We start from the raw sequence: 20,438 nt of genomic DNA on the forward strand, positions 1-20,438 counted from the left end.
CCAAGATCGCAAAGGTCGGAGAATCGGAATTGCAATCACGGTTTATGATATTATCTTTTGCCTTCCGAACTTGGCATCTCTACGCCTTGGCGAGAGGAATATCCGATTCCGAGTTGGTTCGCGTGTTCTAACAGCAGCGCGAGCCGCGCAAACTGTCGGCTATAGTAGTACAGAAACCACAGAGTCTGGATTCCGAAAGGTTAAAACAATGAGCAAACTACCCAACGCCACGCGCGAAGCCATGACCGCCGATCAACAGAAAATCTGGGACAAAGTTCACGAAGGCAAAACCGGTGGCGGCGGTCCCTACTCGATGTTGTTGCACGCGCCGGAGATGGCGCAGCACTTCGCTGCCACCGAGGACTACTTCCGTTTTAATTCTCGTTTGCCCGACGCCGACCGCGAGACCATCATCCTCACCGCCGCCAGAGAAGTCGAAGCCCACTACGCCTGGAGCCGCCACGAGATCCGCGCCAAGCAGTGCTTGCCCGGCGAAGTCATCGAAGCCATCCGTGCCCATGCGCCCATCGACAAATTCACCGGCCACACCGCGCTCTTGGTCGAATTCACCCGCACGCTGATGACCGATCACTTCCTGTCGGATTCGCTACTCAACAGGATGGAAAAAGAACTCGGCCACCCCAAGTTCATCGAGTGCGTCGGCCTGCTCGGCCACTACATCACCATCGGCACGGTGATAAGAATGTTCGACGTGCGCCCAGCGGCGGGAACCAAGACGTTCTGAATTTAATTACCCCCCTTTGAAAAAGGGGGGATGGGGGGATTTGCTTCTTATCGCCCGACAACCCGTGATTCAAAGTCAGCCAGTAGGATGGGTTGAGCGTCCGCGAAACCCATCATCTGAAACTACGCGCAATGGAGGAACGATATGGCAACGATAACATTACAGATGCCCGCACTACCCGAGCCGGTCCGAGTTGTTCTCAAACCCGCGACCACCGCGTTGTTGATTTTCGATGTCGTCGATCCGATTTGCGCAAAACAACCGATTTGCACCGAAGTAATGGTTCCGGCGATTGTCTCGCTGCTGAAGCGGGCGAGAAATGCCGGCGTGCTCGTCTTGTACTCGACTCGCGCTCCCAACGTTTCCAAATGGCTGCCTGAGGTTGCTCCCGCTCCGGGCGAACCGATCGTTGAGTCCATTGGACAGGACAGATTCTACAACACAGACCTAGACAAGATGTTGAAGGCCAAGGGGATTGCGACCGTGATCCTTACCGGCTGGAAGGTCAGCGGCTCGGTGGTCTATACGTCGGTCGGAGCGACGCTGCGAGGTTACACCGTCGTGGTGCCCACGGATGCCAGCTTAGCCGCAACCGACTACGAGGTGGCAATCGGCCAATTCCAAATACTGAATCAAAATAGCGCCAACGCCGACAACCAGCCGTTGAAGCCGAACGCCTCGACCTTGAGCCGTACGGATATGATCACGTTTCAGTAAACCGGCTAGTGCGATGAGAGTTCGTACTTTGGTTAACTCGCTTAGAGACCCTCGCATTCATAAATACTTCACTGATCTTAGCCATAACGTTTTGGGTGAGAGACCCGGTCCGCCGCGTCCTTTCAACCCGAAGGTTAGCCGTTCTCTCGGCTTTAACGTGTAGGAGCTGAAAGGGCACGCTCCACCTCACGTGGAAGCGTCAGCGGGACGAAACAATCTGCGGGATAGAGGTAGTCCTCGCCGGACTCGTCAATAACCCTGATGTGCTTATCCTTGGCAGCGCGCGCATCGGGAAGAATTTGGTAAATCTTCCTGATCTCTAGATCTTCAGCCCCTTCGTTCCGAACGCAGATCGCAAACTGTTTTTTCTGGTGCTTCATATGTCCTAATCCAAGAATTGCTTAATCTTAAATTTCACTTTCCCGATCCCGTGGGCTTCGTACCAGTGTATCTCAGCTCGATGCACGGCGCCACTTCTCAGGCGAACAGTGGCTGATCCCTTCAGTTTTCGCCAACGACCAGTGCCGTAGCGTTTACGAAGTCGCGCAATATCGCGAATCGATGTTCCAATGGCGATGGGCTCGATACTCTCGATCTCTCCGATGATCTCGAAGTACATGCGTTTTCATATGCCACAAAACCGGGCAAACGGCGAACCGGGCAGCAGAGTAACCGGACGGAGCGCCGTCGAGCCCGGCGCATAGTTAACGATGCAACCGGCGGTGGACGGCGGTTGCGGACTGCGGCGATAGTTTGCCTACGATTGGCACATCAGCATGCGGCTTCAGAGTAACTTTTGGCTGGCGCCAGGCACGCACGCGTCAAGAAAAAACTCAGAACCCCCTTTCCCCGACCGCTCGGAGCGACGCTGCACGGTTACACCGTCGTGGTGCCCACGGATGCCAGCTTAGCCGCAACCGACTACGAAGTGGCCATCGGCCAATTCCAAATATTGAATCAGAACAGCGCGAATGCAGATAACGAGCCGTTGAAGCCGAACGCCTCGACCTTGAGCCGTACGGTATAAATCGCGCGCTACGGCATAACTACTACGCGACAATGACTTGTTCCACCGTCGCAACAAACTTTGACTTAGCCAATGCCAAATGTCATCGTGAACCAAGCCGCTAAGACGCCTACACTCAAGTAGAGAAGCACAGAATCGTGATCGCCGCTAAACTCAAACAATTATCGCTACGACTCGGCCTGGTGTTCGGACTCTACACGGTGTCCCGATTACTCTTTCTCCTTTTCAACTATACTTTGTTTCACCAGTCGGACATCAACCACGTAGTCACCGCGTTCCTCATCGGCGCGCGCTACGACATCGCGGCGATCTGCCGCACCAACGCGATTTTTATCGTGTTGTCGATGCTGCCGTTCCTCTGGGTTGAAAAGCGCGGCTACCAAACGTTTCTCAAGTGGCTGTTGGTGATTTCCAACTTGCCGTTTCTGATTCTCAACGTCGTCGACTACGAATACCATAAGTTCACCGGCCAACGCGCGTCGTTAAGTCTGCTCGACATGGGCAACGACATCTCTAATCAAATCGGCCAGCTGTCGTTTCACTATTGGTATCTCACCGCGATCAGCATCTTGGTCGGCCTCGCGCTTTGGTATTTGCAACCGGCGCGGCCCATCGTCACGAATTCGTCGGACGCTTTTTCGCGAGCTAAAAGTTGGCTGATCTTAGTGCTCGTGCTTACGGTCGCCGTCATCGGCGGGCGTGGCGGCTGGCAGCGACGCCGGCTCACCACGGCGCTGGCCCAGGTCGGCGACAAAGACAACTTGTCGCAACTGGCGCTCAACTCCACCTACACGTTCATCAACAGCCAGCGCAAATGCGACACCGGCAGTTCGACCAAGGTTCACTACTTCGCCAACGATGAAGAACTTAGAAAACAATTTCCTAAAGCAAATTTTCTACCGCGCCGATCGGAGCGAGCGGCGCAAGTCTATGACAATGTCGTGATCATTATCGTCGAAAGTTTATCCGCTGAATTCACCGGCACCGGCATCTCCGGTCGAAGCTTTACACCATTTTTAGATTCCCTAGCGCAGCGCGGTGTGTACTTTCGCAACGGCTTCGCCGACGGCCGACGCTCCATCGACGCGCCGCCGTCGATCCTCGCCGGCTTGCCCCATCTCAAGGACGAAACTTTTTTCTGCACCCAGTCCAAGCGGCTGCACGGCCTCGGTTCGATATTAAAGGAGCAAGGCTACAACACCAGTTTTTTTCACGGCGGCAAGAACGGCACCATGTCCTTCGATACCTTCTCGCTGCGCATGGGCTTCGATACTTACTACGGCCTCAACGAGTATCCCAAACCGCAAGACTCGGACGGCATCTGGGGCATCTATGACGAACCCTTCATGCAGCACTTCGCCCAGCAATTGGCGCAGCGCCGCCAGCCGTTCGCTAGCGCGCTGTTCACGCTGAGCACCCACAACCCGTACAAAGTGCCGGATAAATACGCCGACGTTCTGCCCACCGGCGATCAGCCGATTCTGCAAACCGTCGCCTACTTCGATCTGGCGCTAAAAAACTTTTTTGCCACCGCCGAAAAAATGGACTGGTACAAAAATACGCTCTTCATTGTCACCGGCGATCACATCGGCCCGCCGAAATCCATCATGCCGCGCATGATCGATAGCTACCGCGTGCCCATTGTGTTTTTTCATCCGAGCCGACAGCTGCCGCCGGTGCGCCGCGACCGCATCGTTCAACACGTCGATATCGCGCCGAGCATTTTAGATTACCTAGGGATCGTGACCAGCAAGCAGCTGCCCTTCGGCCACACGATTTTCGACACCGCCTACGAAGGATTGGCGCTGGGCCAGAAGGGCGGTAATTATTGGATCGCCGACAAAAATTATTATTTAGAATTTCGCCTCGGCGCGCCGAGCCAACTCTTCGCCCAAGCGCAACTCGACACACCGGTCAGCGACAAACCGGAGATCCAAGCCCAGCTCGAAAACAAACTCAAAGCCTACATTCAGTGGTTCAACAACGGCTTGGCGGAAGACAAGTTGTATCGCTGATGGCTAGTGTCATGGCGCCGCAGTAAACTGATCCAATCCAAGCATCGGTTCCGGTGATCCCCCCTTTAAAAAAGGAGGGACGAGGGGGGATTTTCTTATGCGCGCGGAACATAAATCCCCCTCAGTCCCCCTTTTCCAAAGGGGGAAGTTCGAAGCCCATTCGAAAATGTGATGGTGAAACAGGGCGGTAATTGGGTGCCATGTGGACGAAATGAACGCGACAGTTCAACCCCGCACAAGCACATCAGGATTGGCAACATGAATCGGCTTGCCGGCGGCATACGCCAAGATTTGCTCGACCGCCAAACCGTAGTGAATCTCGTAGGTCTCGGCGGTGACGAAGCCGAGATGCGGCGTGCAAATCGCATTGTCTAGTTTGAGCAGCGGATGATTGCCGTCGAAGATCGGCTCGTCTTCGTAGACATCGACGGCGGCAAATCCCGGCCGGCCCGCTTTCAGAGCTTGAACCAATGCGCCGTCTTCAATCAGTTTGGCGCGGCTGGTGTTAACCAACAACGCGCTCGGTTTCATGCGCGCCAAATCCGCCCGCGTGATGATGCCGCGGGTCTCGCGCACCATCGGCAAGTGTAAACTTAAAATATCCGACTCAGCAAAAAATTCTTCCCGGCCGATAGCAACGTCGTAGCCGGCAAGCCGTGCCCGCTCTAACGACGCGCCGCGGCCGAAGCAGAGAATCCGCGCGCCGAAAGCTTTACCGATATTGGCGACGATGGAACCGATACCGCCCAGCGCGTAAACCCCCAAGGTCTTGCCAAAAATGTCGACTCCCAACGTCGTCTGCCAGCGTCCGGCGCGCAGCTCGTGCACTTCCTGCGGCACATGACGCAGCGCCGCGAGAATCAACGCCCAAGTTAGTTCAGCGGTCGAGTGCGGCCGCCCCTTGCCGCCGGCGCAAACCATCACGCCGCGTTCGCTGCAAGCTTTGAGATCGATATGCGCGGTCACTCTTCCCGTCTGGCTGATCAAGCGCAAATTCGGCAGCGCCTCAAGCAACGGCCGGCGCAGCCACGAACGCTGCTGCGTCAACACGACACATTCGGCGTCGTAGAGCCGCTCGGCGAGCTTAGCCGGATCTTTCACCGTGTCGGTGAAAATTTTTATCTCATGACCCGCGAGCTGGGCGAAACATGACATGCGCCGGAAGGCGTCCTGATAGTCGTCGATTACGGTGATTTTCATTGCTGCGAGGCGGGCGGGCGCGATGAATCGCGCCCCTACGGTTGGACTTCTTCTTGGTTTTTTTTGCGTCTTTTACGCTTTTGCGGTTAATGCTCCGAATCCGAATTTCTTCTAATTTTGTGAACTTTGTGCTCTTTGTGGTTAACTCATTCTTCTTCGCCGAGCATGGTGCCTCGGCAGCGCTTGGCGCCACACAAACAAGCATGCTCGCGCTTGGCTTTCTTGGTGTGCTTCTCGCCGATTTGTAGATTGTAATCGTAAGCAAGCTCTTCGCCGGGACGGATATCGCGCCGCGCTTCGATAAACACCCGATGATTTTTTTCCTCGATCTCGCAGTTGGGCGCGCAGCAGTGGTTGATCCAGCGCGCCGAATTACCGCCGCGGGTCGCATCGATCACCAACTCATCGTCCACCGAAAACAGCATGGTGTGCGACGAGTTCTCGTGCAGCCGGCCGAAACGCCGGTCCGCCTCTTTGTCGGTGATCAGCTTGCCCTTATACTCGAGAATCCGCGTGCCCTTCGTGATCGGCCGCAAGGCGAATACGCCCCGGCCATGGATCGGCGAGTTGCGCACGACGATTCGCCGTCGAACTTTTTTGCTATTGGCTTTTTTCATAATCCTAATTTTTGACTCGAATCCCCGGTTAATCCTTGTCCATCGCTTTGACGAATTGCATCATGCGCTCGGCCGGCGCTTTGTCTTGATATTGGCCGTAGAGCCGTTGGCGCATGCGGTCGACTTCGCCGCTTTGCAATCTCTCATAGAGTTGGCTGCGCTTGCCGAAGGGTGTCATCACCATGTCCGCCGCCACCGCCATCAAGCGCAGATGCTCTTTGGTATCCGGCGCGCCACCGCGAAAGTAGCGTTCGACGAAGGGGCCGAGATCGGCGTTTTTCAAATCCGACGCGCCGCCGCTGAGCATCAGCGTGCTGGTCAAAAGATTTTCCATGGTGCGCTCGGCGCGGTCCGAGGCTTCGATGCTGTGCACCCGATAGGCCGGACTCAACTGCGGCGCCCAGGTACCGCCGCCGGCGCGATAACCGCGCGACTCGCCGACTTGAATGCACGAGCGCAGAATCTCGATGTCTTGAATCAGGCTTGCCAGAAGAATTTGCGATGGCGCGCTGGTATTGCGCTTGGCGTATTGGGTGAGAATTTGCGCCACGCCGAGAAACGCTTCGAGCTTGGTGACCAGGCGCAGCATCGTCGAATACTGTCCCCAAGTGTGAATGTAGTTGATGCCGGCGAGCAGCTTAGGATCTTTGTAAACGAACACGTGATCCCACGGCACAACCACGTCGTCGAAAATCAACGCCGCGTCGACTTCGTCGAAGCGCGTGGTCAGCGGCTGGCGCTCGGGATCGGCATGTTCCGCGTAAAGATCGCGGCAGAGAATTTTTAAACCCTTGGTGTTCATCGGGATCGCGAAGGCGATGGCGTAATCCTGCTCGTCCGGCTCCCGCGGCCGGTTCGGATAGACGATCACCTCATCGGCGATCGGCGCCAACGTCGCCAGCGTGCGCAAGCCGCGCACCACCGGACCTTCTTTAGTCTCGCCGACGATGTGCAGAATCAGATCGGGATCTTCCTGCTTGCCCACCGGCTTGGTGCGGTCGTAGTATTGATCGGTGAGCGCGTGGGTCAAACAAAGATCGTTGCGGCTGACATAGCGATGATAAGCGCGCGCGTTGTCGGCCCACTGTTTGCTGCTCTTCTCGATCAGATGCGTCCAATCTAAAAGACCGACGATCAGTTCGGCGACGAACTCAGGATAGCGTCCCATCTGGCCGAAGGTCTGTTGCGCCCAGAACTCGATATTGCGCCGCTTGCGCAGCAGTTCGTCATGATTTTTCGGCGGCAGGTAGCTATAGGAAATCCGCTCACCTTCGTACTCACAAGTCATGACATCGCGATACTCAGCCGTGTGCTGCTTGTCGTACATATCGGCGAGCGTCTTGATCGTGCCGGTGAATCCCGAATGCACGGTAACATCGTCGATGCGCTTGCCGCCATGCCAAACTTCCCGGCCGTCGCGCAGCGCCTTGATATAATCCGCCCCTCTTCTAATGGGCATGAGAACTAACCTCCAATTCCATTCCGCGGTTTTTGCCGAACGCCAAACCGCTCACTATTCATATCAAATGCGCGCCAATTATCCACGCTTATGTCGCCGCGCAAACAACATTCGAAACTGCCAACCCAAGCTTGACAGCCAATGACCTCAGTGACAGTTTCCAAAGCTGGAGGCGCCCATGTTTTTTAAACAATTGTTCGACCCGACCTCATCAACATATACTTATCTCATCGCCGACGACGAGACCCACGAGGCGGTGGTCATCGATCCGGTCATCGAGCAGCTCGAACGCGATCTGAAACTGATCCGCGAGCACGACCTCGCCTTGAAATATGTTTTGGAAACCCACGTCCACGCCGATCACATCACCGCGTCGCGGGCGCTCAAAGAGGCCACGGGCGCGCAAACCGCGGTGTCCCAAGATTGTCACGCCCAAGGCTACGACCGCATGCTCGAAGACGGCAACGTCATTCTCTTCGGCCGCGAAGAGATTCTCGTCATCGCCACGCCCGGCCACACCTCCGGCAGCGTTTCTTATCTGTGGCGCGATCGCGTGTTGACTGGCGACACGCTGCTAATCGGTGGCTGCGGCCGGACCGATTTTCAGATGGGCAGCGCCGAGGATCTCTGGCAGAGCATCGGCGAAAAATTATTTCGTCTCGACGATCAAGTGTTGGTGTATCCCGGCCACGATTACAAAGGCCGCAGGATCAGCAGCATCGGCGAGGAAAAACAGTTCAACGCGCGCATCCAAGAAGCGGTGCCGGCCAATCTCGCCGGCGGCGCACCGCTGCCGCGGTCGGACGGCGCCCGCAAGCAAGTTGCCAGCGATGGCGCGGCGCATTTGCGCAGTGTGTCGGCGCAGCAACTGGCCGTGCTCGCCGCCTCGGAAAAATTATCTCTCCTCGACGTGCGCACGCCCGGCGAGTTCGCCAGTCTGCGCATCGCCGGATCGATCAACGTTCCATTCGAACGGCTCGATCCGGTAGCGCTGCTGACACGATTTGGCGTCGACGCGCCGCTCTATTGCATTTGCCAGACCGGCACACGCAGCCAGTTAGCCGCCGATCGGCTGCGCGCCGCCGGCTTCACCTACGTCGTCCATGTCGATGGCGGCACCAACGCCTGGACATCGGCGAAGCTTCCCCTCGTGCGCGGCGAGCGCAGCGTGATTTCGCTCGAGCGCCAAGTGCGCATTGCCGCGGGGCTGCTCGTCGCGCTCGGCGTCATCGTCGGTGCGTCAATCCATCCAGCTGGTTACGTATTGTCGGCGCTGATCGGCGCCGGCCTGGTCTTCGCGGGAATAACCAACAGCTGCGGCATGTCGATGATTCTTGCCAGACTGCCCTGGAATCAGGCGAGCGCTTAGTTGCAACGAAGGTAACCGATGATGATGAGAAAAATATTTCCGGCGCTGTTAATCGGGTTGTTGGCGAACACAGTCAACGCCGGGCAAGCACCCAGCGCGCCGCAGTCCATGCGCTTTCTCTATCCGAGTTTGAGCGGCACCTTCGCGGCGAGCTGGATCGCCAAGGAGGCGGGCTACTTCGCCGCGGAGAATCTCGATGTTGAACTGATTCGCGTCGGCGGCAGCACGCGCATCGTCGCCTCCATGCTCGGCGGCAGCGCGCCGATCATCCACGCCGGCGCATCGGCAAGCATGGCCGCAACCGTCGCCGGTAGCGATTCGGTGATCATCGGTTGCATGAGCACCAAGTCGCCGTTTCATCTGATCGCTCGGCCGGAGATCAAGCAGCCGAGCGATCTCAAAGGCAAGCGCGCCGCCATCAGCGCCTTCGGCGCGACTTCCGATTTTCTCGTGCGGCTGGGCTTGCGCAGATTTGGTTTGGAGCCAGGCAAGGACGTAGCGCTCTTGCCCGCCGGCGGCGACTCGGAAGTCTTCGCCGCCTTGCAGGCCGGCAGCGTCCAGGTCGCCGCCTTGGCCTATCCCGCCTACCTCCACGCCTTGAAAATGGACATGAAGGAATTGATAAATTTTTCCGAGATCGGTTTCGAAGCAGTGAATGCCGCATTGGTCAGCACGCGGTCGTATCTCGCGCAGAACCGCGATCAAGCCACCCGCTTCGTCCGCGCCCTGATCCGCGGCATGCAGCGCTACGGCAGCGACAAAGAGTACAGCAAAAAGGTTTTGGCGAAATACTTTCGCAGCAGCGACAACGAAGTTCTCGAAGCGAGCTGGAAAGATGTCGCGCCCAATCTCCTGCGCGTGCCGCGACCGTCGAGCAAAGCGATTCAGTTCATCATCGACGGCCAGTTCAAAGAAAAACCGTTCAAGCCGGAAATGTTCGTCGACACCTCGATCCTCGACCAGCTGGAACGGAGCGGGTATATCGACACGGTCTATCGGTAGTTAAATTTTTGAGTACTTTGCGGCCCGATCGCCCTGAGCACTATCGAAGGGTGCGGCCAACATTCCGTATCTGACAATTGGAATCCCGACCAAGCTCGTTCAACCTCGAGCCGACAATTCGAACGCGAGCGTCGCGTAGCGCATGAAGATGCCGCCACACGGTTCGGCGAGCGGACCGTTGAACACCAGGCAGGCGTTCACAGGAGGAAACGGCGGGGTCTTGAGTATTGAGTTATTGCACCGATAACCGAATGCACTATCAGGGTCAGGTCTTTGTTTTTGACTTTTTCTTAAATCTATACTAACTTCGCTTCATGGCGCGACCCTTACGCATCGAATTCGACGGCGCGCTTTATCATGTCACTTCCCGCGGCAACGACCGTAAAGCGATTTATAAAGACGACGCTGACCGAGAACTGTTTCTCAACACGCTCGCACAAGTGAACGAACGCTTTCACTGGATTTGCCATGCCTATTGCTTGATGAATAATCACTACCATCTGGTCATCGAAACACCGGACGGCAACTTATCCAAGGGCATGAGACAGTTGAACGGCGTTTATACCCAGGCATTCAACAAGCGGCATCGACGCGCCGGCCATATCTTTCAAGGACGGTTCAAAGGCATCCTCGTCCAAAAAGACAGCCACTTTCTCGAAGTGTGCCGCTACGTCGTGCTCAACCCGGTGCGAGCGAAGATGGTCGGCCAGCCGCGCCAGTGGAAATGGACCAGCTACCGCGCGACGGCGGGCAACAGCCAGCCGGACGGTTGTCTCACCATCGATGAGATTCTCAGCCATTTCGGTCAGAGAAAAGCCGCCGCGCAAAATAAATTTGGCGAATTCGTACAAGCGGGCATCGGCAGTCCATCGATCTGGGACGATCTCGAAGCGCAGAGCCTGCTCGGCGTCGAAGGCTTCGCCGAGGGGCTGCGTCATCACGTCACCGGAAAGCGCAAGATCCGCGAGATTCCCAAGGGGCAAAGATTCGCCGGACGGCCGGCTTTGGCGAAGATTTTCTCGCAGAGCGCTCGCCAGAAAAAATCCAGGAATCAATTGATCGCGAAAGCCGTCACTGAGCACGGCTACAGTCAAGCCGAGCTGGCGAGCCACTTGGACCTGCACTACTCGACGATCAGCCGGATCGTTGCAACATCCGCGAAACCAAGCCGATAGCTTATTCTCTTCCCTGTGCCGCGAGAGTTCTATTTCTTCCCAGACCGCTGCCAATCTTGCAGTACCTGATCGAACCTGACAAGTTAGCAGGATGGAAATCTATTTCGAGGTAAACGTTTCAATCCATGGCTACTACGGAACCCAATAAAATTATCTATTCGATGGTCGGCGTCAGCAAGTTTTACGACAAGCGCGCCGTGCTCAAAGACATTTATCTTTCCTATTTCTACGGCGCCAAGATCGGCGTCATCGGCTTGAATGGCTCAGGCAAGTCGTCGCTCCTGCGCATCATGGCCGGGGTCGACAAAGAGATTAATGGCGAGGCTATGCTCTCACCAGGCTATACGATCGGCTATCTCCAGCAGGAACCGTTAATCGACGAATCGCGCACCGTGCGCGAGGTTGTCGAAGAGGCGGTGCGAGAAACCGTCAATCTGCTAAAAGAATTCGAAGAGATCAACGCCAAGTTCGCCGAAGAGATGTCGGATGACGACATGAACAAGCTGCTTGAGCGCCAAGGCGAAGTGCAGGAGAAGCTCGACCATTTGGACGCCTGGGATTTAGACGCGCGGTTGGAGATGGCGATGGACGCGTTGCGCTGTCCGCCGTCGGACACGCCGGTGAAGATTCTCTCTGGCGGCGAGCGCCGCCGCGTCGCGCTGTGCCGATTACTCTTGCAGAAGCCGGACATTCTTCTGCTCGACGAACCGACCAACCATCTCGATGCCGAATCGGTGGCCTGGCTCGAACATCATTTGCAAAGTTATCCCGGCACGATCATCGCCGTGACCCATGATCGATATTTCTTGGACAACGTCGCCGGCTGGATTCTCGAACTCGATCGTGGCCAGGGGATTCCGTTCAAAGGCAACTACACTTCGTGGTTGGAACAAAAGCAAGAACGGCTGCGTCAACAAGAAAAGTCCGAAAGCGAACGGCAGAGAACTTTGCAGCGCGAGTTGGAATGGATTCGCATGACGCCGACGGCGCGCCGCGCCAAAGGCAAGGCGCGCATCACGGCCTATGAAGCGCTGCTCGATCAGGAATCGCAGAAGCGCCGCGAAGATTTGGAGATTCCGATTCCGCCCGGCCCACGCCTGGGCAATGTGGTGATCGAAGCGGACGGCGTCAGCAAAGCCTACGGCGACAACCTTCTCGTCGAAGACATGACCTTCAAGCTTCCGCCCGGCGGCATTGTCGGCATCATCGGCCCCAACGGCGCCGGCAAGACGACTCTATTTCGCATGGTCACCGGCCAAGAGAAGCCCGACCGCGGCAAAATCCGCATCGGTGAAACCGTCGTTCTGGCCTACATCGATCAGAGCCGCAGCCTCGATGCCAATAAAAACATTTGGGAAGAAATCACCGGCGGCGCCGACTTGTTAAAAATCGGCGCCCGTGAAGTCAATTCGCGAGCCTACGTCGCGCGCTTCAACTTTTCCGGCACCGATCAGCAGAAAAAAGTCGGCAGCCTGTCCGGCGGCGAACGTAACCGCGTGCATTTAGCAAAGATGCTGAAAGAAGGCGCCAATGTTTTGCTGCTCGACGAACCGACCAACGACTTGGATGTGAACACGCTGCGGGCGCTGGAAGAAGCGCTGGAAAATTTCGCCGGCTGCGCGGTCGTCATCTCCCATGACCGCTGGTTCCTCGACCGCGTCGCCACCCATATCCTCGCCTTCGAAGGCGACAGTAAAGTGGTCTGGTTCGACGGCAACTATTCGGAATACGAAGCCGACCGCAAAGCGCGCCTGGGCGCCGACGCCGACAATCCGCATCGGATCAAGTATCGGCCGCTGACACGCGCGTAGGATGGATTACCTAACTTTCACTGGGCCAACGGCTCGTCGTGTTTGATCGCGATGACGGCGTGATTGTTGCTCGGGATTTACAGAAAAGATTGTTGCGACATGTACTAAGATCTGAATCGGACAATGATTGATCGAGGACATATTTCAGGTCGAGAGATGATCCCTATCCGGCGCCTTTTAATCATAAGCTATTCTGCACTATTGATTGCCACAACCAGCGCAACGGCCATCATGTTTCCCTGGAGTGTCGACCCGCAGGGCGACGAATCATTTCATCCGGCAGCACGAAGTTTCTACGACAGGGCTTACATAAACGACCCCAAAAGCGCTAAAGACGCGGTGTACAACGAGTCGGCGGAACGCGCGACGCTGATTTCGGAGACTCCTAAGCTAGTACGACATTTTGTTGCGAAGTATGGACTGGCGAATAAGAAGGTCTTAGAAGTCGGCGCCGGCAGTGGACTGCTCCAGGATATCGTCGAGGATTACACGGCACTCGAGATTGCGGGGGCGGCACGTCGATTTTTTCACAAGCCGTTTGTCGAAGCCTCCGCAACCAACATGCCGTTTGCCGATAATACCTTCGACGCGCTTTGGTCATTCCGCGTGCTCGAACATATCCCCAATCCCGAACGAGCGTTGTTGGAAATGCGCCGGGTGGTCAAACCTGGCGGTTATATTTTGCTCCATGTTGCCTACGACGTCGATCAATACGCCGCCCAAGGACATCGAGTGCGGCCGTTCAGGGACTTCGGTATTTGGGGCAAGATCAAGAAAACAATGATTCCCATTACCGATTCGAACGCTTTTATCAACTTGTATTCGCACCAGGTCCGCTTGCTGCGATCCGTAGGTTCTCGACTCGGCGGCGGCCCGTCACGGCTTCACTTCATCAAGCTCGCTGCGAACTACGATCAGTATTGGGTCGGCGATAGCGACGCATGTATATCGGTTTCGTACCATGAAGCGCTCCGCTGGTTCACATCTAGGGGCGATCGTTGTGATAATAACTGCCCCAGTGAATGGAGTCTGATTCTCGATTCAGCTCCCTCCTGGCCTGAAATGTTCATCCAGGTCCGTAAGTAACCTCTGCCGCGTCGCCACCCATATCCTCGCCTTCGAGGGTGACAGCAAAGTGGTCTGGTTCGACGGCAACTATTCGGAATACGAAGCCGACCGCAAAGCACGCCTGGGCGCCGACGCCGACAATCCGCATCGGATCAAGTATCGCCCGTTGACCCGGGCTTGAAGAAAAAACCTTCGCCGGCATCGTTGGACGGCTTCTTTTTCGGCGTGCTATAGCTGGGGCGGTACTCCAGCATGAGCGACGAATCAACTTCTCCGCCCGCGATCGAACCGACACTCGACGAATCGGCGCCAACCGCGGTCCAAGCCGAACAGCCAAAGAGCGCTTTTCAATTGTTAGGCGCGCTGCGCATCTTCGACGCGCTGCATTACCGCGAGTATCGTTTGATCTGGTTCGGCCAGATCTTCGCTTCGATGGCGACTTGGATGGACCAAGTCGCGCGCGGCTGGTTGCTTTACGAGCTGACCAATTCGAGTTTGCAGCTGGGTCTGGTGCGCGGCGTCCAGGCGATTCCCATCCTGTTACTCTCGCCGCTGGCGGGCAGCGCCGCCGATCGTTACTCGCGCAAAAATCAAATACTGGTCGCGCAAATCGTCGACGGCCTGCTCTACGTCATCATCGCGATTTTAATTTTCACCGAGCGCATCGAACCCTGGCATGTTTTTGTCACGGCCTTCGGCATGTCGATCGTCCAATCGTTTCAGCAGCCGGCGCGCGCCGCTATGGTCGGCGACGCCGTGCCCAACGAGCATTTGACCAACGCGATCGGTCTCAACTCGATAATATTTAACGTCGCGCGCAGCGCCGGCCCGGCGGTGGCCGGCTTTCTGATCGCGCTGGTCGGCACCGGCGGCGCCTACACCGCCCAAGCGCTTTGCTACTTCCTCGCCACCATCTGGACCTGGCAATTGCGCGGCCAGCAGCACTCGCCGCAGCAAGCCCGCGGCAAAGATGGCCATGAGGAGTCCTTCGGCCGTAGCATCATCGAGGGCTGGAAATTCAGCTGGCACAACGAAGCGGTGCGCGCCAGTTTGTTGATCGTCATCTGCGCGTCGATCTTTATCATTCCGTTCATGACGCTGTTGCCGGTCTTCGCCCGCGACGTGCTCCACGTCGGCGCCACCGGCCAAGGACTGCTGCTGAGCGCCATGGGCCTCGGCGCGCTGTTTAGTTCCGTCTTGATCGCCTCCTTCGGCGACCGCGTGCCGCGGGTCAACATCATGTTGGTGGGCGTGACGATCTACGGCTTTATCATCGTCGCCTTCGCGCTCTCGCCTTGGTTCAAACTCTCGGTGGTGTTGATGGGACTGGTCGGCGTCGTCCACGTCACCTCCCACGCTCTGGCGCAAACTGTCATCCAAACCTACTCGCCCAAAGAATTTCGCGGCCGCACCATGGCGCTCTATCACATGACTCATGTGATCCTGCTCCTCGGCGGTATCTTCATCGGCGCCCTGGCCTCGTGGATCGGCGCTCAGTGGGCCACCGCTTCGCTAAGTCTTGCCGGCGCACTCAGCATGGTAGGAATTTATTTCGCCCTGCCGCGCGCGCGCTTGATTCGCTAACGTTCGGACTCGCGGGACTGTGGATCGATTCAGAGCGTCGATTCGGACCATTCCCCCTTTGGAAAAGGGGGATCAAGGGGGATTTGGTTGCGGTGCGGTGCGGGCGTTTCGCGGCCGATCGCGCAGACTCTGCAATTTTGGCGTTTCACCCCAAAAAGAAAATCTCCCCTAACCCCTCTTTTCCAAAGAGGGGGACATGAGAAATTGCCGTTTCATGAGCAGTTGAGCATAATTCAAAAATCGCCTTGACAGTTCCGCGCCATCGGCTAAACAATCAGCCGATAAAAGAGGATCGCCCATGAAATCATGGCAACGCCAATTATTTTTTCTAGCTTTCATAGCAATCCCACTGCTGAGCACACGCACGGCCGCGGCTGCCGACGCGAAAATCATCGACGCCGCGCGCAAAGAAGGCAAACTGGTCGCCTATGTCAGCATGCTGACGGAGAATGCCACGGCGTTGCTTGCCGAGTTCAGGAAAAAATATCCCTTCATCGAAACCTCGCTGTACCGCGCCAACACCCAGCGACTCTTGCCGAAAATTCAGCTCGAAGCGCGCACCCAACAGCATGAAGCCGACGTCATCAGCGCGACCTTCACGATTTGGAATGAGTTGACCCGCGCCAAGTTGATCATGAAATACGATTCGCCGGAGCGCGCCAAATATCCCGAAGCGCTCAAGGACTCAGACGGCTACTGGAATATTTTGCACTTGGGCGTCCAGGGCATGGCTTACAATACTAAATTAGTCTCTCCGGATGCGGCGCCGAAAAAATATGAAGACCTGCTACACCCGCGCTGGCGGCCCAAACAGATCGCCATGGACTACCGCGACAGTTCTTGGATGGCGGTGATGTTGGAGATCATGGGCGAAGCCGAAGGACTCGCCTTCATGAAAAAGCTCGCAGCCAAAGATCTCTACATGCGCGAGAATAAAAACTTGCTCACCCAACTGCTCGCCGCCGGCGAATTCCCGGTGCTGGCCAATACTTATTTGGAAACCTTCGCGAAGATCCAGAAAGCCGGCGCGCCCATCGAATGGGTGCCGGGCAGAAATCCGATCCCGGCGTCAACCCATTTGCTTGGCATCTACGCCCAGGCGCGTCATCCCAACGCGGCCAAGCTGTTCGTGGATTTTTTGCTTTCTCGCGAAGGCCAGAGCTTGACGGCAAACGTCATTGGCACTTACCCGGCCAATCCCGAGGTCGATTCCGAGCTGCGCAAAAAGACCGCTGGCTACCGCCTCCATCCGGTGAATCCCAGAATGATGGCGCGCTTCGACGAGATCAACAAACAGTACATGGAAATCTTTTGGAAAAATTGACAACGTTGCGCCTGATCGTCGACCGCAGTTCCGACAACACGCCGCATAGAAACATCGGCGATGCGGTGAATTCCGGCGACCCGGTCAAATGCTGCGCCTCCGTAGCCACGTGCGCGATCGCCAATTGTTGACAGAGCATTCAGCCCCATGATGTAGTTCGCCGGTCAGTAATGATTTTCCAAAGCAAGAAAGCGAGAAACCCATAAGCGCCAACGCCACCACCCTAGCCCGCTTCGTGAAATCCTATGAGATCCGCCGCGCCTATCAAGGCGGCGTGTAATATCCGCCGGCGGTCGGCGGCGTCGCCGGCGCCATCGATATCCATTGCCACGCCGATGCGGCGCATCAAGATGCGTTGTCGGTGGCCAAACTGGCTTCGAAAAACGGCATGCGCGGCATATTGTTCAAATCCATCGCCGGGAAGCAGCGCGCCGAGTCGGTGCGCAAAGTGCGCTAAGAACTACAACGCTGGTGCGACGAAGAAAAGATTCAACCGATTAAGTGCTGGTCCGGCTGCAACGTCGCCAACCGCTCGGCGCCGGCGACGGTGGCAAAAATCCGCGAGCAGTTGGACAACGGCATCGACGCCGTGTGGATGCCGGTGGCGATGCACGCCAACACGCTGAGTAAAATCGGCGGGCGCAAATCCTGGTGGGACGCCAGCGCCGGCCGCGGTGAGCTGACGCCGGCAATGAGCTGGGAAGATGCGCTCAAGGTCGGCCACTACGCCCTCGATGCACACGGCAAATTGAAGCAAGAAATCAAAGACATCATCAAATTACTTGTCGAGCGCGGCAAGCCGCTGTTCTTCGGCCACGCCACCCATCCAGAAATTTACGCTCTCGCCGAAGAGTGCCGGAATGCCGGCCAGACCCGCGCCGTCATCGATCATCCCTTCAGTCCCTTCGTCAACTTGAGCATCGAGCAAATGACCGAGCTCGGCAAAAGCGGTGTTTATTTGAATTTCACCTACGGCGAAATCTCGCCGCTCCTCGGCGTCGATCCCTTCGACATGTACAAAGCGATCCGCAGCATCGGCGTCGAACATGTGACATTGTCGAGCGACTGCGGCGAGCCGCTCTTCCCCAACTCGGTGGAAGGCATCCGCCAAATGCGCGCCTACATGGAAGCCTTCGGACTCAGCACGGAAGAAATCAAAACCGTCAGCTGCGACAACCCGGCGAAAATCGTCGGCTTGCCTTTGGCGGCGTAAGCCGGCGTTGACTGTCGTCCTGAGCGCCAGCGAAGGATCTCGCCTTCGTCGGCGACAATCAAGACGAGATGCTTCGCGTTGCTCAGCATGACATCCGTGCGCGAGCCGACGACTTCTCAGTTTGTAGGATGTGGTGACCGGAGGGAACCGCATCTTTGGTAATTCGAAGTCCCTGATGCGGTTCGCGGACTCACCACATCCTACGGGTTACCGTGTCGCAATTCGCTCGGAGCCCTTCGACACGCTCAGGGCGAACGGATAAGTAATTCAATTCGCGATCAAGCAATACCGTTCGTGGTGAGGCTCTCGAACCATGAACGGTATTGCGACACTGTCTCGCGGCGGGAGCGACAGAGGTGAAGGCGCCCATCGCTGACTTACTCTTTGTTGCCTACCGCTTCGCTTTTTCCGCGAACGACCAATCGCGCACCGTCTGCAAATTGATTGCCGTATTTCCCTTGGAGCGAAACGTACCAACGGCGAGCAGATCGCTGGTCACCGCGTCGGACAGCGTCAGCTCCGGGTTATACTGATCGCGCACGAGATTGTATAACCGCTCCGCCCCCGGCCTGTCCAAGCGCATCGCTTTTTCGAATAAGCCCAAGCTGTAGATCTGCTGTTCTTGCAGCTCCCGTGAAGCGAGAGCATCGAAAGCGCAACAACTTGTAGTTTATGCGAACTTCCGAAGTGTGTTCCTGCGTTAGAACTTACTCAGCCGCGACAATCGTTCCGCCGCCGCCGCCAGCGTCTCGTCCTTCTTGCAGACCGCGAAGCGGGCGAAGTGTTTGCCCAAATGCTTGTCGCTTTCCTGGTAGAACGGGCTGGCGGGAATACAGGCGACACCGACGTCGCGAATCAGCCACTGGGCGAACTGCATGTCGTCTTGCACATGCTTTGGCGCAACACCGCGCCAATCGATCATGACGAAGTAGCTTCCACTCGGTTTGAAAACTTTGAAACCGACTGTCTTGAGTACATCGACCATGCGGTCGCGTCTCGATTGATAGCTCACCTGAAGATTCTCGAAAAACGAGAACGGCAAATTCAGCGCGGTCGCCGCGGCAGCTTGTAACGGTGAAGCGACGGCGTAAGTGATGAACTGGTGCGCTTGGTTAACTGCGTTGACGAGCGCCGCGGGACCGATCGCCCAGCCAATCTTCCAACCGGTAACGCTAAAAGTCTTGCCCAAGCTACTGATCGTCAGCGTGCGCTCGGCCATCCCCGGCAGCGTCGCCAGCCGCGTGTGTACCGCGTCATCGTAGAGAATATGCTCATAAACCTCGTCGGTGATGGCGACGACGTCATGCTTCTGACACAGCGCGGCGATCGCGCGCAGCTCGGCGCGGGAAAAAACTTTGCCGGTGGGATTGTGCGGCGTGTTGACGATAATCGCCCGGGTGCGCGAGTTGAAAGCTTTGGCCAATTCATCCGGATCGAATTCCCAACCATCGCCGCGCAGCGCCACGTAGCGCGGCGTCACGCCGGCCATGATCATGTTCGGCACGTAAGTATCGTAGACCGGTTCGAAGACGATCGCTTCATCGCCCGGATCGGTCAGCCCAAGAATCGCCGCGAACACGCCTTCGGTGGCGCCGGTGGTGACCAGCACTTCCGTGTCTGGATTCAATTTCTGGTCGTAGAAACACGCCGCATGCTGGGCGATAGCGTGACGCACGTTCGCCATACCGATGCCCGGCGCGTATTGATTGAGCGCGCTGTTTACCGCCTCGACGGCGGCAGCCAAAACTTCTGGCGGCCCGTCAAAATCCGGCGCGCCCTGACCCAAGTTCACGGCATTATACTGCCGCGCGAGATTATTTATCTCGACAAACACCGTCGTGCCGAACCCCGCAACCCGCTGTGACATCGCTGACATCGTCGATTCACCTCCGATCTAAACCTACCGCAATTGCGTCCGCGATTCACGCCTTACCCCTTACCCTTCACCCCTTACCGAATTCGAGACTGTCGTGGCAACGTCAATATGTCATGTTAACAGCAACGCGATTATGTCAGGGTAGTGCGTTGGGTTGAGGTCGTAAGTTAGAAACCTGGCCATAGCGGAACCCCACCTTGTTGGAGTTGGTTCGATATAGGCCAAGTGTGTGCGTC

General features: G+C 56.8%; 17 protein-coding genes and 1 pseudogene. 11 read left to right on the top strand and 7 right to left on the bottom strand.

Annotated elements, in window-relative coordinates; translation table 11 throughout:
* The first annotated feature begins 208 nt into the window (after positions 1–208).
* Entirely contained in the window at positions 209–745 is a 537-nt protein-coding gene (locus EXR70_07245) for a carboxymuconolactone decarboxylase family protein (GenBank protein MSP38270.1), read from the top strand.
* Between the two features lie 144 nt (positions 746–889).
* Complete coding sequence (locus EXR70_07250; protein MSP38271.1) at positions 890–1,462, top strand: isochorismatase family protein; 573 nt, start codon at positions 890–892, stop codon at positions 1,460–1,462.
* Positions 1,463–1,614: 152 nt separating this feature from the next.
* Here EXR70_07250 and EXR70_07255 read toward each other — a convergent pair whose 3' ends face one another.
* Both EXR70_07255 and EXR70_07260 read right to left on the bottom strand, forming a co-directional pair.
* Positions 1,615–1,842 (bottom strand): hypothetical protein, encoded by a 228-nt coding sequence (locus EXR70_07255; GenBank protein MSP38272.1) that lies wholly within the window; start codon positions 1,840–1,842, stop codon positions 1,615–1,617.
* A gap of 5 nt (positions 1,843–1,847) precedes the next feature.
* Positions 1,848–2,081, bottom strand: a complete 234-nt coding sequence (locus tag EXR70_07260; protein ID MSP38273.1) for a hypothetical protein — start codon at positions 2,079–2,081, stop codon at positions 1,848–1,850.
* Between the two features lie 545 nt (positions 2,082–2,626).
* Between EXR70_07260 and EXR70_07265 the strand changes: the two genes are divergently transcribed.
* Entirely contained in the window at positions 2,627–4,504 is a 1,878-nt protein-coding gene (locus EXR70_07265) for an alkaline phosphatase family protein (GenBank protein ID MSP38274.1), read from the top strand.
* 225 nt (positions 4,505–4,729) lie between these two features.
* Here the strand turns inward: EXR70_07265 and EXR70_07270 are convergent, their stop codons facing one another.
* The 3 genes from EXR70_07270 to EXR70_07280 all read right to left on the bottom strand — a co-directional run bounded on the left by EXR70_07270 (position 4,730) and on the right by EXR70_07280 (position 7,780).
* Entirely contained in the window at positions 4,730–5,704 is a 975-nt protein-coding gene (locus tag EXR70_07270; GenBank protein ID MSP38275.1) for a D-2-hydroxyacid dehydrogenase family protein, read from the bottom strand.
* 146 nt (positions 5,705–5,850) lie between these two features.
* The gene (locus tag EXR70_07275) at positions 5,851–6,321 is read right to left on the bottom strand and encodes an SET domain-containing protein (protein MSP38276.1); all 471 of its coding nucleotides are present in this window, start codon (positions 6,319–6,321) and stop codon (positions 5,851–5,853) included.
* 28 nt (positions 6,322–6,349) lie between these two features.
* Complete coding sequence (locus tag EXR70_07280; protein MSP38277.1) at positions 6,350–7,780, bottom strand: hypothetical protein; 1,431 nt, start codon at positions 7,778–7,780, stop codon at positions 6,350–6,352.
* A 178-nt stretch (positions 7,781–7,958) separates the two neighbouring features.
* Here EXR70_07280 and EXR70_07285 point away from each other — a divergent pair.
* The 8 genes and pseudogenes from EXR70_07285 (at position 7,959) to EXR70_07320 (ending at position 18,326) form a co-directional block, all read left to right on the top strand.
* Positions 7,959–8,921 (top strand): annotated as a pseudogene (locus EXR70_07285) (MBL fold metallo-hydrolase).
* A 246-nt stretch (positions 8,922–9,167) separates the two neighbouring features.
* Positions 9,168–10,151 carry an ABC transporter substrate-binding protein gene (locus EXR70_07290; protein ID MSP38278.1) on the top strand — a complete coding sequence of 328 codons (984 nt, stop codon included), beginning with the start codon at positions 9,168–9,170 and terminating at the stop codon, positions 10,149–10,151.
* Between the two features lie 314 nt (positions 10,152–10,465).
* The gene (locus tag EXR70_07295; GenBank protein ID MSP38279.1) at positions 10,466–11,326 is read left to right on the top strand and encodes an addiction module toxin RelE; all 861 of its coding nucleotides are present in this window, start codon (positions 10,466–10,468) and stop codon (positions 11,324–11,326) included.
* 125 nt (positions 11,327–11,451) lie between these two features.
* Positions 11,452–13,137, top strand: a complete 1,686-nt coding sequence (gene ettA, locus EXR70_07300) for an energy-dependent translational throttle protein EttA (protein MSP38280.1) — start codon at positions 11,452–11,454, stop codon at positions 13,135–13,137.
* A 123-nt stretch (positions 13,138–13,260) separates the two neighbouring features.
* Positions 13,261–14,223 carry a class I SAM-dependent methyltransferase gene (locus EXR70_07305; protein MSP38281.1) on the top strand — a complete coding sequence of 321 codons (963 nt, stop codon included), beginning with the start codon at positions 13,261–13,263 and terminating at the stop codon, positions 14,221–14,223.
* A 234-nt stretch (positions 14,224–14,457) separates the two neighbouring features.
* Positions 14,458–15,789 (top strand): MFS transporter, encoded by a 1,332-nt coding sequence (locus EXR70_07310; protein MSP38282.1) that lies wholly within the window; start codon positions 14,458–14,460, stop codon positions 15,787–15,789.
* A gap of 298 nt (positions 15,790–16,087) precedes the next feature.
* Positions 16,088–17,113, top strand: coding sequence for an extracellular solute-binding protein (locus EXR70_07315; protein MSP38283.1), 1,026 nt, complete (start codon positions 16,088–16,090; stop codon positions 17,111–17,113).
* Positions 17,114–17,660: 547 nt separating this feature from the next.
* Complete coding sequence (locus tag EXR70_07320; GenBank protein ID MSP38284.1) at positions 17,661–18,326, top strand: hypothetical protein; 666 nt, start codon at positions 17,661–17,663, stop codon at positions 18,324–18,326.
* 391 nt (positions 18,327–18,717) lie between these two features.
* Here EXR70_07320 and EXR70_07325 read toward each other — a convergent pair whose 3' ends face one another.
* Positions 18,718–18,930 (bottom strand): hypothetical protein, encoded by a 213-nt coding sequence (locus tag EXR70_07325; protein MSP38285.1) that lies wholly within the window; start codon positions 18,928–18,930, stop codon positions 18,718–18,720.
* Positions 18,931–19,026: 96 nt separating this feature from the next.
* The gene (locus tag EXR70_07330) at positions 19,027–20,202 is read right to left on the bottom strand and encodes an aminotransferase class I/II-fold pyridoxal phosphate-dependent enzyme (protein MSP38286.1); all 1,176 of its coding nucleotides are present in this window, start codon (positions 20,200–20,202) and stop codon (positions 19,027–19,029) included.
* Positions 20,203–20,438: the final 236 nt, after the last annotated feature.

The organism is Deltaproteobacteria bacterium (assembly GCA_009692615.1).
Lineage (GTDB): Bacteria > Desulfobacterota > Binatia > UBA9968 > UBA9968 > DP-20.

Excerpts from the sequence above, each read along its gene's own strand:
- EXR70_07315 (MSP38283.1), top strand. The coding sequence starts at position 16,088 with ATGAAATCATGGCAACGCCAATTATTTTTTCTAGCTTTCATAGCAATC.
- ettA (MSP38280.1), top strand. The coding sequence starts at position 11,452 with ATGGCTACTACGGAACCCAATAAAATTATCTATTCGATGGTCGGCGTC.
- EXR70_07290 (MSP38278.1), top strand. The coding sequence starts at position 9,168 with ATGATGATGAGAAAAATATTTCCGGCGCTGTTAATCGGGTTGTTGGCG.
- EXR70_07330 (MSP38286.1), bottom strand. The coding sequence starts at position 20,202 with ATGTCAGCGATGTCACAGCGGGTTGCGGGGTTCGGCACGACGGTGTTT.
- EXR70_07305 (MSP38281.1), top strand. The coding sequence starts at position 13,261 with ATGATTGATCGAGGACATATTTCAGGTCGAGAGATGATCCCTATCCGG.
- EXR70_07245 (MSP38270.1), top strand. The coding sequence starts at position 209 with ATGAGCAAACTACCCAACGCCACGCGCGAAGCCATGACCGCCGATCAA.
- EXR70_07310 (MSP38282.1), top strand. The coding sequence starts at position 14,458 with ATGAGCGACGAATCAACTTCTCCGCCCGCGATCGAACCGACACTCGAC.
- EXR70_07270 (MSP38275.1), bottom strand. The coding sequence starts at position 5,704 with ATGAAAATCACCGTAATCGACGACTATCAGGACGCCTTCCGGCGCATG.
- EXR70_07295 (MSP38279.1), top strand. The coding sequence starts at position 10,466 with ATGGCGCGACCCTTACGCATCGAATTCGACGGCGCGCTTTATCATGTC.
- EXR70_07255 (MSP38272.1), bottom strand. The coding sequence starts at position 1,842 with ATGAAGCACCAGAAAAAACAGTTTGCGATCTGCGTTCGGAACGAAGGG.
- EXR70_07275 (MSP38276.1), bottom strand. The coding sequence starts at position 6,321 with ATGAAAAAAGCCAATAGCAAAAAAGTTCGACGGCGAATCGTCGTGCGC.
- EXR70_07260 (MSP38273.1), bottom strand. The coding sequence starts at position 2,081 with ATGTACTTCGAGATCATCGGAGAGATCGAGAGTATCGAGCCCATCGCC.
- EXR70_07280 (MSP38277.1), bottom strand. The coding sequence starts at position 7,780 with ATGCCCATTAGAAGAGGGGCGGATTATATCAAGGCGCTGCGCGACGGC.
- EXR70_07250 (MSP38271.1), top strand. The coding sequence starts at position 890 with ATGGCAACGATAACATTACAGATGCCCGCACTACCCGAGCCGGTCCGA.